Source organism: Pantoea eucrina (genome assembly GCF_020079945.1).
Lineage (GTDB): Bacteria > Pseudomonadota > Gammaproteobacteria > Enterobacterales > Enterobacteriaceae > Pantoea > Pantoea eucrina.
In genome coordinates this window covers 1,065,083-1,078,066 of record NZ_CP083448.1, presented here as the reverse complement: position 1 = coordinate 1,078,066, position 12,984 = coordinate 1,065,083, and the positions used below count along the sequence as shown (strand labels likewise).

Sequence of the window (12,984 nt, the reverse complement as noted above, 5' to 3'; positions counted from 1 at the left end):
GAATCATGAGCGAAACCCTGACGCAGGCCGTGGCCCGCGAAATCCGTGCCCCGCATGGCAGTGAACTGCACTGCGCTAACTGGCTTATCGAAGCGGCCTGGCGCATGATCCAGAATAACCTCGACCCCGATGTCGCCGAACGTCCGGACGATCTGGTGGTCTACGGTGGCATCGGCAAAGCCGCACGTAACTGGCCCTGTTTTGAGCAGATCCTGCGCTCGCTGCGCCTGCTGCAGCCGGATGAGACGCTGCTGATCCAGTCCGGTAAACCGGTGGGCGTATTCCGCACCCATGCCGACGCACCGCGCGTGCTGCTGGCTAACTCTAACCTGGTGCCGCACTGGGCGAACTGGGATCATTTTCATGAGCTGGATCGCGCCGGCCTGATGATGTATGGCCAGATGACCGCCGGCTCGTGGATCTACATTGGCGCCCAAGGCATTGTGCAGGGAACGTTTGAGACCTTCGCCGAAGCGGGCCGCCAGCACTATAACGGCGATCTTACCGGTCGCTGGATCCTCACCGCGGGCCTCGGCGGCATGGGCGGCGCACAGCCGCTGGCCGGCGTGCTGGCGGGTGCCTGCGTATTAGCGATTGAGTGCCAGGAGTCGCGCATCGATTTTCGCCTGCGCACCCGCTATCTCGATCACAAAGCGCGTACGCTGGATGAGGCGCTGGCGCTGATTGAACAGGCCACGGCGGCAAAAGAGGCGATCTCTGTCGGCCTGCTGGGCAATGCGGCGGAGATCCTGCCGGAGCTGGTAAACCGCGCCCGCGCCGGCGGCATACGCCCCGATATCGTGACCGATCAGACCTCTGCGCACGATCCGGTCAACGGCTATCTGCCGCAGGGCTGGGATGTGGCTCGCTGGCAGGCGGAGCGCCAGCGCAATCCGAAAGGCGTTGAACAGGCGGCGCGCGCCTCCATGGCAGTGCACGTCCGGGCCATGCTCGATTTTCACCATATGGGCGTGCCGACCGTGGACTACGGCAATAATATCCGGCAGGTGGCGCTGGACGAGGGGGTCAGCAACGCTTTTGACTTCCCTGGTTTTGTTCCCGCCTATATCCGCCCGCTGTTCTGCGAGGGCAAAGGCCCGTTTCGCTGGGTGGCGCTCTCGGGCGATCCGGAAGACATTTATAAAACGGACGCAAAATTAAAGTCGCTGTTTCCGGATAACCTCAATCTGCATCGCTGGCTCGACATGGCGCAGGCGCGTATCGCTTTTCAGGGCCTGCCCGCCCGTATCTGCTGGCTCGGACTGGGCGAACGCCATCTGGCCGCGCTGGCGTTCAACGAGATGGTACGCAGAGGCGAGCTGAAAGCGCCGGTGGTGATTGGCCGCGATCATCTCGACTGCGGTTCAGTGGCATCGCCTAACCGCGAAACGGAAGCGATGCGCGACGGCTCAGACGCGGTCTCTGACTGGCCGCTGCTTAACGCGCTGCTGAATACGGCCGGTGGCGCCACCTGGGTCAGCCTGCATCATGGCGGCGGCGTCGGCATGGGTTTTTCCCAGCACGCCGGCGTCGTAATTGTCTGTGACGGTACGCCGGAGGCGGATGCACGGCTGGCGCGCGTTCTGTGGAATGACCCGGCCACCGGGGTAATGCGCCATGCCGATGCCGGCTACGAGCAGGCGCAGGCGTGCGCCGTGCGGCACGGGCTGAACCTGCCGATGCTAACGTAACGGCCGTTTACGCAGGGAAGCGTAGCCGCTATCAGTGAGGGTTGTATATTCCACAAGGATATAATCTATAGCCAAATTATTCCTTTTAGCGATAGACGCTCCGACGACATATCACTACAGTGATGACTTATCCCCTGCGCTGGCGCGCGTTGCAAACGGAGCCCTCTGTTATGAGTCTGCCTGCTCTCCTGCTGGAAAATGCCCTTAACTGGCGTCATCAGTTACATCAACTGCCTGAGCTGGGCTATCAGGAACAGCAGACCAGCGAGCTGGTCGCCCGCGTACTGGAGCAGGCCGGGCTTCAGGTATTCCGCGGCATAGCGGGCACCGGCGTCATTGGTACGCTGGAGAACGGTCCGGGGCCGGTGATTGGGCTGCGCGCTGATATGGATGCGCTGCCGATCACAGAAAAAGGCATCGCGGCGTGGAAATCGACCCGGCCCGGCGTGATGCACGCCTGCGGTCACGACGGCCATACCGCTATTCTGCTGGCCGCCGCCTGCCAGCTCGCCGCCACGCGCGATTTCAGCGGCACCATCCACTTTCTGTTTCAGCCCGCCGAAGAGAACCTCGGCGGCGCACGCCGCATGACAGAAGAAGGTCTTTTCTCGCGCTTCCCTATGGATGCCGTCTATGCAATGCACAACTGGCCCGGACTGCCGCTCGGCACGCTGGCGGTGAATCCGGGGGCGATGATGGCGTCGCTCGACTCCTTTGAGATCACCCTTTCCGGCCGCAGCTGTCATGCGGCCATGCCGGAAAGCGGCGCCGATCCGATGGTCGTGGCGGCTGAGCTGGTGCTGGCGCTGCAGACCATCCCTTCACGCCGCCTTTCGCCGCTGGCGTCCGCCGTGGTGAGCGTGACGCAGATCCACGGCGGCGAGGCGATTAACGTCATCCCGGAGCAGATCACGCTGCGCGGCACGGTACGCTGTCTGCAGCCGGAGGTGCGCGAGCGGGTGCGCGGCCTGATTGAAGAGTTTGTGACCGCGCTGCCGCGACCGTTTGGCGTCAGCGGTGACATTCACTGGTATCCCGGCTATCCGGTGACCGCAAATCACCCTGCCCCGGCACAGCAGGTGCGCGAGGTGGCGGAGCAGATGCTGGGGGACGCGCAGGTAAAATGGGCGTGCAGCCCGTCGATGGCGTCAGAAGATTTCGCCTGTATGCTGGAAGCCTGTCCGGGCGCCTACTTCTGGCTGGGCGCCGACGGCGAGGTGCCTTCTGCGCCGCTGCATAACGCCAGCTACGATTTTAATGATGCGCTGCTGCCGGTGGGGATTACTTTCTGGCAGAAACTGGTGGAGAGCGTACTGGCGAAACGCTGAGCCGCTGCCGTCTGCTAAACCGGGTGCGCAGCACGCCCTGCACCGCGCTTACATTCCCGCCTGCTGCAGCCTGATCTCAGCAGCAGATAAGTTTGCCGCTTCACCCGTTGCCACCAGGCAGCAGGCGAGCTGCAGCCGCAGCGACTGCGGCACGGCACGCGTGCCGTTCAGCACCTCATCACTCCAGCGCGCGGTGGTTTCAGCCTGTTTGTTCTCCGGCAGCGCTTCCACACGCTCCGGCTGCCGCTCAACCCAGATCTGCGCCTCACCCGCCGCGCCGGCAATATAGTTGATCGCCGGACAGCGCAGCGGACTGGCATACACCTCGCCTTCCGTGCCGTTGAGCAGAATAGCGGGCGCGTCTATCGCCTGGAAAAATGCGCCGACGCGCGGCACATATTCAGGATGCGACACGCTGGCAAGACGCAGCGCGGCGCGTTCGGCAAACGGCGTGGCCAGCTTTGCCAGCGTATGCGCGCTGTTGCGCACGCCCATCCGCCAGCGCAGCGCCAGCTGTCTGGCCACAGGCGGACAGAGGTTATCGATGGTGATAAACGCCAGCTCGCCGTTATCCAGCGCCGCCTGCGCCTGCGCGGCGGTCGTTACCGCCGCGATGCCTGATGCGGCAAGCACCGCTTCACTGGTTACGCGCGTGGCGTCTTCGCTGACACCGTGCAGCAGCACCGGAAAGCCCAGCTTTACCAGCAGCCGCGCCAGCAGCGGCGTCAGATTGCCCTGACGGCGCGCGCCGTTATAGCTGGGGATCACAATCGGCATCGGCCGGCCGGCCGGCGCCTGCAGCCGCAGCATACGCTGTTGCATGGCGTGATAGAAACCGCGCATCTCCGCTTCGCCTTCGCCTTTAATCCGCAGCGCAATCAGGATCGCACCCAGCTCCAGCTCCGGCACCTCGTCTGCCAGCATGGCGCTGTAGAGCGCCACCGCAGTGTCGAAATCGATATCGCGCGCATGGTTTTTACCGCGCCCGATCTCTTTAATAATTTTATTCAGTTCCATAGTTACGCTTCCTGCTTTCTGGGCGCGCCGCAGTGCGGCGGCCGGAACGAGTAGCCGCTCAGCGCGGCTACTCAGGCTTTTCGTTTGCGCCTGGCGCTTTTTTTCTCTTCCGGCACCGCAGGCTGCTCGATCGGAAATACCGGCAGCGCCGCCAGCAGCCGGCTGCCGTAGCTTTTGCTGAGCAGACGGCGATCGTAGATCACAATCTCACCAAAACAGTGATGACTGCGGATCAGGCGCCCGACCTGCTGTATCAGCGTAAACGAGGCGCTGGGCAGGCTCTGGACTTCAAACGGATAGCGGCGCAGGCTTTTCAGCCACTCGCCTTCGGTCAAAATTACCGGACTGTCTACCGGCGGGAAAGCGATTTTATGAATATGCACCTGCGACAGCAGATCGCCTTTAAGATCGAGCCCTTCGGCAAACGACTGCAGGCCTACCAGAATGCTGCTGTTTCCTGCGGCCACCCGTTCGCGATGCAGCGTCACCAGCCGGGAGCGCGGCTGATCGCCCTGCACCAGCATCGTGAGACGCAGCTCCGGCAGCTGCGCAACAAACTGCTGCATCGCCCGTCCGCTGGCAAACAGCACCAGCACGCCTTTATGTTCCCCTTCCGCCATCTGCTGGCGGAAAAAGCGCGCCATTTCGGCGATATGCTCAGCTTCGTTTGCCAGCAGCGGCTCATAGCGCATCTGCGGGATCACCAGCTTGCCCTGGTCGACATGATTGAACGGAGAATCGAGCGCCACGAAACGATCGCCCGCTTTCTCACTCAGTCCCGACATCTCCTGCAGGCGGCTGAAGCTGCTGAGCGAACGCAGCGTGGCTGATGTCACGACCACATGCGGAATTTTACGCCACAGCAGCTTCTCCAGCTGGTCGCTGACGCGGATCCCGGCGCAGTGAAACAGCAGGTGCGCCTGCCCCTCGCGCACTTCACGCGTCACCCATTTAGAGACCGGCGCGTTTGAGGCTTTTTCCATTGCGGCCAGCCGCCAGAGTTTGCTGATGGCTTCTAACCAGCCAAAGTGCCGGTTGAGCTGCAGAATCGCTTTATGCAGGCGCATAATATCCGCCTTACCGGTCTGCTCGCCCAGCTCATTCAGCAGCCCCTCACTCAGACCGCGCAGCGCGTCGCTAAGCTTAAACAGTCGCGCACAGAGCGTGAGCAGCGCTTCCGGCAGCTCCCCCAGCACAAAACGAAACTCACCCGGCTGATTATCGGGCGGCAGCAGCGGATTGAGCGCCTGACTCAGCGTCTGCAGCAGCTCGCGCATCTCTTCGCAGTGCTGTTTGAGCCGTTCAGGATTGGTCAGCGGCGGGGGCGATTTGGGGCGGAACTGCGCCATGATCGTCTCTACCAGCCGTATGAAGAGATCGAGCTGCAGCCAGCTCCAGCCTGGCGTGATCTCGGCGCTCATCTCCAGCGCGTCACGCGCCACTTCCGGCAGATGGTGGCCCTCATCCAGTATCAGCATCAGATGCTTTGCCGGCGGCAGCACCGACTCATTTTCCATAGCTGCCATTACCAGCGCATGGTTTGCGACGACGACGTCAGCCTGTTCAATCTCGCGCCGGGCGACAAAAAAGGGACATTCACGATACCAGCGGCAGTGGTGAGCCAGACAGTTGGCTTTATCGGTCGAGAGGCGCCGCCACAGGCTGTCATCGATCGCCTTCTCCGCGTGATCGCGCAGGCCATCCCATGTATGGCGGCTGAGATCTTTCTCCAGCCCGGAACAGATTTTCTGCTCCTCTTTTGAGCCGGTCACCGCCTCTTCATCCAGATAGAACAGCAGGTCGCCCTGCTGATCGTCGCTGGCGGCCAGCGCGGCCAGATTACGCGGGCAGACATAGCGTCCGCGGCCAAAGGCCGCCGTAAAGGTGAGATCGGGGATGATCTTTTTCAGCAGCGGGAGATCTTTGGTGAAAATCTGATCCTGCAGCGCCACGTTGGCTGTGCTGATCACCAGCCGTTTTTCATCGGCACGGCTTACCGCAATGCCGGGGATCAGATAAGAGAGCGTTTTACCCACGCCGGTAGGGGCTTCAATAGCCAGATGGCGCCCCTCATCGCCCGCCAGACTTTTTGCCACTTCGGCAATCATCTGGCGCTGCGGCGCGCGCGGGATAAAGTCAGGAACCTGCTGCTGCAGCGCCTTATACCATTGCGCAATCTGGCTTTTAATCGCTGCTGTCAGAGCCATAATTATTACTGTTGAGTTAATCCGGCCTGTATTTTTACACAGTAATCTGGCAGCGTCAGCCTCAGCGCATCTTTTTTCGCACCCGCTGCCCGTTACAGCAGTTTGTACATCAGGGTGGTCGCCTCCATAACCCCTTCCGTTGAGCAGGCATAGTGCGGTATCTCTCCGGCGCTCTGCCAGCCCAGAGAGAGATAGAGCTGGCTGGCCACGTCCCCGCTGCGGGTATCCAGCACCAGCAGCGTTTTTTTCTGCGCCCGGGCCAGGTCTTCTGCCTGCAGCATCAGCTGACGCGCAATGCCCTGCCGTCGACGCTGCGGGTGCACCAGCAGCTTGCTGATTTCTGCGCGGTGATAACCGTTAGGCATCGGGCTGCCGCTTAGTGTTACGGTCGCCACCGGGATCTGATCCTGCCAGGCCACCAGCAAAATATGGCTTTCATCTGCCAGCGCAGCGGCTCTCGCCTGCCAGAAGCGCTCTATAACCTGCCGATCGCCGGCGTCGGTAAAGCCCACGCTGGCACCGTCTGCGACACAGGCCTGCAGCAGATCGCTCAGCGGAGCGATAGCGTGTGCTGCGCTGGCAGCAGTAAGCTGAGAAAACGTGATCATGGTTTGCATACCGCCAGAATATAGCGGGCGCCCGCTTGCGCATCGGCGCTGAAGGCGGAGCGTCCCGTCAGGTGAAAACGCAGGCAATCGCCGGCAGCCAGCGTCCAGCGCTGCTGCTCCATCACGATCGTTAAGCCGCCGCTCTGCAGCCAGATATGCTGCTCAAGCCCCTGAAGAGGAGGCGTGTCATAGTAAATATGTGCGCCTGGCGGGAGTACCCCTTCAATCAATTCTGTTTTAAACTGCCTTGCGGGAGGAGAAAGGGTGCGACGCTGAAAGCCGCTATCGGGATCGCGCCAGCAGGTTTGCTGGTCAGCTTTTATCAGCAGCAACGTCTCATCTTCGACCTCCTGCAACAGACGTGACATTGTCACGCCATAAGCAAGACATAACCGGTTAAGCAATGCTGCGGTAGGACTGGTCTCAGCGCGTTCAATGCGCGACAATGAGGCCCGGCTGATGCCTGTCGCCTGAGCGAGTTCATCCAGCGACCAGCCCTGCTGTTCGCGAAGCTCAGCAAGCCGCAGCGCCAGCCGGTTATCCGTTTCAGTTACTGACATAGTGCCCTCTCAGATATGAGAAATCGCTCTCTTATTTGAGAATTAACCGAAAATCGGGAAAAAACTCAAGTTGTACAATAAAATAAAGATTGTACAAGGCAGCCCCAACGGTTAAGGTGTTTTTATGCAGGTCGCAATATTTGAGGACATTATGGCCTTATACAGTATCGGCGATGTTGCCGAGCGCTGTGGAATAAACCCGGTAACACTTCGCGCCTGGCAGCGACGTTACGGTCTGTTAAAGCCTCAGCGCACCGAAGGTGGTCATCGACAATTTGATGATGAAGATGTTCAGCGTATCGAAGAGATTAAACGCTGGATAGAGAGCGGCGTGCCCGTCGGTAAAGTAAAAGCGCTGCTTGAGGGTGAAACGGTCAACGTGCACGACGGCTGGACTGCGCTGCAGGAAGAGCTGATGAGCGTGCTGCGCCACGTCCGCGCGTCAAAGCTGCGCACCAAGATTGCCACCATCGGTCGTGAGCATCCGATTGATGCACTGATCGATCACGTTTTTGTGCCGGTACGCCAGCGTCTGGGTCTCGATCAAAACACTGCCCGCACGATGTGCAGCCTGCTGGACGGCGCTATCATCGATTACGTCGCGTTTTGTCTGGCGGGTGCCCGCAAAAAACCAGGTAAAGATGCGCTGATTATCGGCTGGGCCGTGGAAGATCGCACCCGAATCTGGCTGGAAGCCTGGCGTCTGGCACAGCACGGCTGGCGCATGGATGTGCTGGCTGAACCGCTGGATATGCCGCGCCCTGAGCTCTTTCCGGGACAGCATCTGTTTATCTGGACCGGGAAACGGCCAACGCGGCGTCAGCAGGAGCAGTTTGAACACTGGCAGGCGCAGGGGTTTTCCATACAGATGCACGAACCGGCTTAATGTAAAACCGCACGTCAGGCCTTTTTCCTCTGCCGGGCGCGCGTTATCATGCCTGACTCACGGCATTAATCAGGTACTGCAATGAACTGGAATAAAATTTTTATCGGTACGCTGTTCGCCATCATGGCGATAGGCGGTATGGGTGGCATGATGCTGGTAGGCTACAGCCTTATTCTGCATACCCGGTAAACCAGCGCTGCACCCGCTCCAGCAGCCGGTCGCAAATCAGCGCCAGCAGCGCAACCAGTATGGCTCCCTGAATGACATAGGCGGTGTTAAAGCCGCTCAGACCAATGATAACGGGCGAACCCAGACTGGCCGCGCCTACCGTTGACGCGATAGCCGCAGTCCCGATATTGATCATCACCGATGTGCGTATACCCGCCATCATCACCGGCGCAGCCAGCGCCAGTTCAATCTGCCAGAGGCGCCGCCACGGCCCCATGCCAAGCCCGGTTGCGATCTCCCGGTTACTGGCCGGCACGCTCTCAATACCCGCCAGCGTCCCCTGCAATACCGGCAGTACGCCATAAAGAAACAGCGCGACAATTGCAGGCGTTGCGCCAAATCCCATCACCGGTACGGCAATCGCTAACACCGCAACCGGCGGAATGGTCTGTCCTGCCGCAGCCAGCGTCTCCAGCGTTGGCCGGAACGCCTCGCCAGCGCGGCGCGTGGCAAAAATTGCCCCGCCCACGCCCACAATCGTTGCCAGCAGAGTGCCGCTGGCGACCAGCCAGAGATGGGCCAGCGTCAGACGCCAGAAGCTCTCCTGCTGATAGAGCGGACGCTCCAGCCGGGGAAACCACCAGGCAAACAGCGCTTCACTGTGCGGTAATCCCCACAGCAGCAGTAAAAACAGCGCAATCAGCCAGCTAAGCGGCTCGCGTAACAGGCGCTTCATTGCGCCTCCCGCGGGCGCAGCAGATCGCTGAAATGCAACACGCCCACCCGCTGCTGCTGCTGATCCACCACCGGTAAGGTATCGGTCCCGCGTGCGATAAACTGCGACAGCGCTTCACGCAGCGACAGCGCAGCGGTAATCGGCTCGGCATCAACCCATTCGCCGCGGCGCGCCATGCTGCCCGCCTGCCCCAGCGCCAGCAGCCGCACGCCCAGCTCGCTGCGGCCAAAAAAGTTGCGGACAAAGTCGCTGGCGGGCTGCGTCAGCAGCGTAACCGGTGCGCCCTGCTGCACAATCTTACCGTTATCCATCAATACCAGCTGGTCAGCCAGCGTCAGCGCCTCATCAATATCGTGCGTCACCAGCACGATGGTGCGGCCGGTAAGCCGCTGAATGCGCAGCATCTCCTGCTGCAGCGCCTGACGGTTTACCGGATCGAGCGCCCCGAAAGGCTCATCCATCAGCAGCAGTTCCGGATCGGCAGCCAGCGCGCGCGCTACCCCTACCCGCTGCTGCTGCCCGCCGGAGAGCTGATGCGGATAGCGGGTCGCCAGCCGGGGATCGAGATTCAGCAGCGCCAGCAGCTCTGCCACCCGTGCCGCAATTTTCTGTGCGGGCCAGCCCAGCAGCGATGGCACGGTGGCGATGTTTTTCGCCACGCTCCAGTGCGGGAATAAGCCGATTGACTGAATGGCGTAGCCGATGCGCCGGCGCAGTGCGCGGACGTTCATCTGGCCGATAGGCTCGCCCGCAAAGCGGATCTCGCCGCTGTCATGCTCCACCAGCCGGTTGATCATCTTCAGCAGGGTCGATTTACCGGAGCCGGATGTGCCGATCAGAACCGTAAAACTCCCCTGGCCGATCTGCAAAGAGAGATCGGAAATCGCCGTTTTACCGGCAAACTGTTTGCTCACGTTATGAAATTCAATCATCTTTTCTCTCCAGCAGCGCGGACAGCAGCCGCAGCAGCGCATCACAGAGTACCGCCAGCGCCACTACCGGGATCACCCCCAGCAGAACCAGATCCAGCGCGCTGCTCAGCAATCCCTGAAAGACGATAGCCCCGAAGCCGCCGGCACCAATCAGCGCCGCAACGACTGCCAGACCTACGGTTTGCACCACCACCACCCGCAAACCAGCAAGCCAGACCGGCAGCGCCAGCGGCAGCTCCGCCAGCCAGAACTGCTGTCCGGAACTCATGCCCATGGCGCGTGCGGTTTCGCGTACTTCAGGCGGCACCTGCTCCAGCCCGGCAACCACGCTGCGTACCAGCGGCAGCAGCGCATAGAGCTCCAGCGCAATCAGCGCCGGCGCCATACCGATACCGCTGATGCCAAAACGGCCGAGTACGGGAAAATGTGCAGCCAGCCCGGCCAGCGGCGCAATAAGCAGGCCGAAGAGCGCCACAGAGGGAATGGTCTGGATAAGATTCAGCAGGTTGAATACCGGCCGCTGCCAGCCAGGACAGCGCGCAATGGCCAGCCCCAGCGGCACTCCCGCCAGCAGCACCGGCACCAGCGTACCGCAGACCAGCAGCAGGTGCTGGCTAAAGGCCGCATGGAACGTGGTGCTGCGGCTGGCATACTCTTTCAGCAGCGACAGCTGATCCAGCCAGCCGGTCAGTAAAAGCAGCAGCGGCAGCACGCCGGTCTGCAGATTCAGCAGAATGCGCCAGACAGCCTGCCGGCTTATTGCTCTGATCGCTTCTGCTGCCAGCAGCAGCGATAATCCGGCCGCACACCATAAACTGCTGCCAAACGCCGTGCGCGCCAGCGGCGAACTGCTGCGCGCCAGCTCGCTGGCACCGCTGCCGCCGAGGCCGATAAGCAGTGCAAACAGACCCTGCGCGCCCAGCAGGGTTAGCAGAGCCGTACGCCGGCCCGGCGGCCCGAACAGGCTCAGCCAGAGCACCGCAACCGGCAGCGCCAGCCAGCCGGCGTGCGCAACCTGCCACACCATCAGCGGCTCGCCCGATACCAGCCGGTTAGCCGCAAAGCGCAGAAACGGCAGCGTCAGCAGCGTCAGCGTGATAAGCGCCGTCAGCAGCAGCGTGACCGGCTGGCGGCCGGGGCGCAGCAGCAGCTGTCGCACCTTTTACAGCAACTTGTTCTGCTGCAGCCACGCGGTTGCGACCTGGCTGGCGTCCTGCCCTTCTACCGCAATCTGCGCATTAAGCTGTTGCAGCGTTTTTTCATCCAGCCTGCTGAACACCGGCTGCAGCCACTCTGCCATCTGCGGATACTGCTTCAGTACCGCTTCACGCACGACCGGCGCCGGCGCATAGATTGGCTGTACGCCTTTGGGATCGCTCAGCGTCTGCAGACCCAGCGCCGCGACCGGGCCGTCCGTTCCGTACGCCATCGCCGCATTGACGCCAGAGGTTTTCTGCGCCGCGGCTTTAATGGTGACCGCCGTATCGCCGCCTGCCAGCGAAAGCAGCTGCGACTGATTGAGTTTGAAGTTATACGCTTTTTCAAACGCCGGCAGGGCATCACCGCGTTCAATAAATTCCGCAGAGGCAGCCAGTTTGAACGTGCCGCCCTGTTTCAGATACGCGCTGAGATCGTCAAGCGAGTTCAGCTTATTCTGCTGCGCCACGTCGCCACGCACGGCGATGGTCCAGGTGTTATTGGCGGGTGCCGGCGTCAGCCAGATAAGATGATTCTTCTCTGCATCGAGCTGTCTGACTTTCTCATAACCCTGCTGCGCATTTTTCCACGCGCTCGCTTTTTCATCGTTAAAAAAGAAAGCGCCGTTGCCGGTATATTCCGGATAGATATCCAGCTCGCCCGCGACGATGGCACCGCGAACAACCTGCGTATTGCCGAGCTGAATTTTGTTGACAGTTTTGACCCCGTGCTTATTGAGCACCTGCAGAATAATATTGCCCAGCAGCGAGCCTTCTGTATCGATTTTCGACCCGACCTTGACCGCATCGGCGGCGTGCGCCGCGCCCATGCTCAGCGACAGGGCAATCAGCCCCAGTAACCCCTGTTTAATCATGATGTTTTCCTTATGCCCTGTTTAGCACCCGGTGATAAACAAGCGTAGCCTGGCGCAGCAGGCGACGGGAAAAAAGCGCAGATTTTACGTCTGTTTTGTTAAGCCGGGCAAAAATTGCCCCGCACAAAAGGTGCGAGGTGTGTCGGGAGAGAGAGGCGTGTCAGGCAGTCAGGCGAAAGTCACCCAGCGTATGCGGAATGCGCGGGAAGGTGTGCAGAAACCATGGCGTAAACTGCTCCGGCTCGGTCTCCATCTGCTGCTGAATCTGCCCGACTGAACGGTAGCACCAGGCGTCCGCTTCTTCCGGGTTCAGCACCGGCTCTTCATCGCTGATGGCAAAGAAGACGTGTCCATACTCATGTTCAATCAGGCCGTTACTGAGCGGCAGGTTGTAGCTCAGCTCAAATACCGGCGTCAGCGCCAGGTTCAGTCCCATCTCTTCACGCAGACGGCGCTCAGCGGCATCGAGCGTCGGCTCCTGCGGAAACGGATGACTGCAGCAGGTATTACTCCAGAGTCCGCCGCAGTGGTATTTGCTGCTGGCACGCCGCTGCAGCAGCAGCTCATGACGCGAATTAAACACGTAAACCGTTACTGCGCGATGCAGTAAGCCTTTTTCATGCACTTCCAGCTTTTCCATCTTGCCGGTGGGACGATCGAGGTGGTCAACAAGAATAACTTCTATGGCAGGCATGAGGGCTCCTTCAGAAAAATCCCTGCTATTGTACACAATCGCCGTGGCAGCAGCGGAGAAAAAGGCGCACGTTTCGTGCGCTGGCG

At 60.8% G+C, this 12,984-nt stretch carries 12 protein-coding genes; 3 read left to right on the top strand and 9 right to left on the bottom strand.

The features are described 5' to 3' along the window. Positions 1-5 precede the first annotated feature (5 nt). Together hutU and LAC65_RS05025 are read left to right on the top strand one after the other, a co-directional pair. Positions 6-1,691 (top strand): urocanate hydratase, encoded by a 1,686-nt coding sequence (gene hutU / locus LAC65_RS05030; protein ID WP_039383388.1) that lies wholly within the window; start codon positions 6-8, stop codon positions 1,689-1,691. Positions 1,692-1,861: 170 nt separating this feature from the next. Then, complete coding sequence (locus tag LAC65_RS05025) at positions 1,862-3,019, top strand: M20 aminoacylase family protein (RefSeq protein WP_039383387.1); 1,158 nt, start codon at positions 1,862-1,864, stop codon at positions 3,017-3,019. 48 nt (positions 3,020-3,067) lie between these two features. On the opposite strand, the gene ybiB is transcribed toward LAC65_RS05025, so the two are convergent. The 4 genes from ybiB to LAC65_RS05005 all read right to left on the bottom strand — a co-directional run bounded on the left by ybiB (position 3,068) and on the right by LAC65_RS05005 (position 7,411). Then, a complete protein-coding gene (ybiB, locus tag LAC65_RS05020; RefSeq protein ID WP_039383385.1) occupies positions 3,068-4,036 on the bottom strand; it encodes a DNA-binding protein YbiB in 969 nt (322 codons plus the stop codon). Positions 4,037-4,107: 71 nt separating this feature from the next. Continuing rightward, positions 4,108-6,243, bottom strand: a complete 2,136-nt coding sequence (dinG, locus tag LAC65_RS05015; RefSeq protein WP_203025519.1) for an ATP-dependent DNA helicase DinG — start codon at positions 6,241-6,243, stop codon at positions 4,108-4,110. Between the two features lie 92 nt (positions 6,244-6,335). Then, positions 6,336-6,851, bottom strand: a complete 516-nt coding sequence (locus LAC65_RS05010) for a GNAT family N-acetyltransferase (protein WP_039383382.1) — start codon at positions 6,849-6,851, stop codon at positions 6,336-6,338. Next, the gene (locus LAC65_RS05005; protein ID WP_039383380.1) at positions 6,848-7,411 is read right to left on the bottom strand and encodes a helix-turn-helix domain-containing protein; all 564 of its coding nucleotides are present in this window, start codon (positions 7,409-7,411) and stop codon (positions 6,848-6,850) included. The genes LAC65_RS05010 and LAC65_RS05005 overlap by 4 nt, the downstream gene beginning before the upstream one ends. 151 nt (positions 7,412-7,562) lie before the next feature. Between LAC65_RS05005 and LAC65_RS05000 the strand changes: the two genes are divergently transcribed. Next, on the top strand, positions 7,563-8,297 hold the full coding sequence (locus tag LAC65_RS05000; RefSeq protein ID WP_039385767.1) for a MerR family transcriptional regulator: 735 nt from the start codon (positions 7,563-7,565) through the stop codon (positions 8,295-8,297). A gap of 169 nt (positions 8,298-8,466) precedes the next feature. On the opposite strand, the gene LAC65_RS04995 is transcribed toward LAC65_RS05000, so the two are convergent. The 5 genes from LAC65_RS04995 to idi all read right to left on the bottom strand — a co-directional run bounded on the left by LAC65_RS04995 (position 8,467) and on the right by idi (position 12,898). Continuing rightward, a complete protein-coding gene (locus LAC65_RS04995) occupies positions 8,467-9,201 on the bottom strand; it encodes an ABC transporter permease (RefSeq protein ID WP_039383378.1) in 735 nt (244 codons plus the stop codon). Beyond that, positions 9,198-10,133, bottom strand: a complete 936-nt coding sequence (locus tag LAC65_RS04990; protein ID WP_039383375.1) for an ABC transporter ATP-binding protein — start codon at positions 10,131-10,133, stop codon at positions 9,198-9,200. Before LAC65_RS04990 ends, LAC65_RS04995 begins: the two co-directional genes overlap by 4 nt. Continuing rightward, on the bottom strand, positions 10,126-11,292 hold the full coding sequence (locus tag LAC65_RS04985; RefSeq protein ID WP_203025517.1) for an ABC transporter permease: 1,167 nt from the start codon (positions 11,290-11,292) through the stop codon (positions 10,126-10,128). The genes LAC65_RS04990 and LAC65_RS04985 overlap by 8 nt, the downstream gene beginning before the upstream one ends. A 3-nt stretch (positions 11,293-11,295) precedes the next feature. Next, positions 11,296-12,204 carry a glycine betaine ABC transporter substrate-binding protein OsmF gene (gene osmF, locus LAC65_RS04980; RefSeq protein ID WP_039383372.1) on the bottom strand — a complete coding sequence of 303 codons (909 nt, stop codon included), beginning with the start codon at positions 12,202-12,204 and terminating at the stop codon, positions 11,296-11,298. A 160-nt stretch (positions 12,205-12,364) separates the two neighbouring features. Continuing rightward, a complete protein-coding gene (gene idi, locus LAC65_RS04975; RefSeq protein ID WP_039383369.1) occupies positions 12,365-12,898 on the bottom strand; it encodes an isopentenyl-diphosphate Delta-isomerase in 534 nt (177 codons plus the stop codon). Between the last annotated feature and the right edge of the window lie 86 nt (positions 12,899-12,984).

Excerpts from the sequence above, each read along its gene's own strand:
- hutU (WP_039383388.1), top strand. The coding sequence starts at position 6 with ATGAGCGAAACCCTGACGCAGGCCGTGGCCCGCGAAATCCGTGCCCCG.
- LAC65_RS05025 (WP_039383387.1), top strand. The coding sequence starts at position 1,862 with ATGAGTCTGCCTGCTCTCCTGCTGGAAAATGCCCTTAACTGGCGTCAT.
- ybiB (WP_039383385.1), bottom strand. The coding sequence starts at position 4,036 with ATGGAACTGAATAAAATTATTAAAGAGATCGGGCGCGGTAAAAACCAT.
- dinG (WP_203025519.1), bottom strand. The coding sequence starts at position 6,243 with ATGGCTCTGACAGCAGCGATTAAAAGCCAGATTGCGCAATGGTATAAG.
- LAC65_RS05010 (WP_039383382.1), bottom strand. The coding sequence starts at position 6,851 with ATGATCACGTTTTCTCAGCTTACTGCTGCCAGCGCAGCACACGCTATC.
- LAC65_RS05005 (WP_039383380.1), bottom strand. The coding sequence starts at position 7,411 with ATGTCAGTAACTGAAACGGATAACCGGCTGGCGCTGCGGCTTGCTGAG.
- LAC65_RS05000 (WP_039385767.1), top strand. The coding sequence starts at position 7,563 with ATGGCCTTATACAGTATCGGCGATGTTGCCGAGCGCTGTGGAATAAAC.
- LAC65_RS04995 (WP_039383378.1), bottom strand. The coding sequence starts at position 9,201 with ATGAAGCGCCTGTTACGCGAGCCGCTTAGCTGGCTGATTGCGCTGTTT.
- LAC65_RS04990 (WP_039383375.1), bottom strand. The coding sequence starts at position 10,133 with ATGATTGAATTTCATAACGTGAGCAAACAGTTTGCCGGTAAAACGGCG.
- osmF (WP_039383372.1), bottom strand. The coding sequence starts at position 12,204 with ATGATTAAACAGGGGTTACTGGGGCTGATTGCCCTGTCGCTGAGCATG.
- idi (WP_039383369.1), bottom strand. The coding sequence starts at position 12,898 with ATGCCTGCCATAGAAGTTATTCTTGTTGACCACCTCGATCGTCCCACC.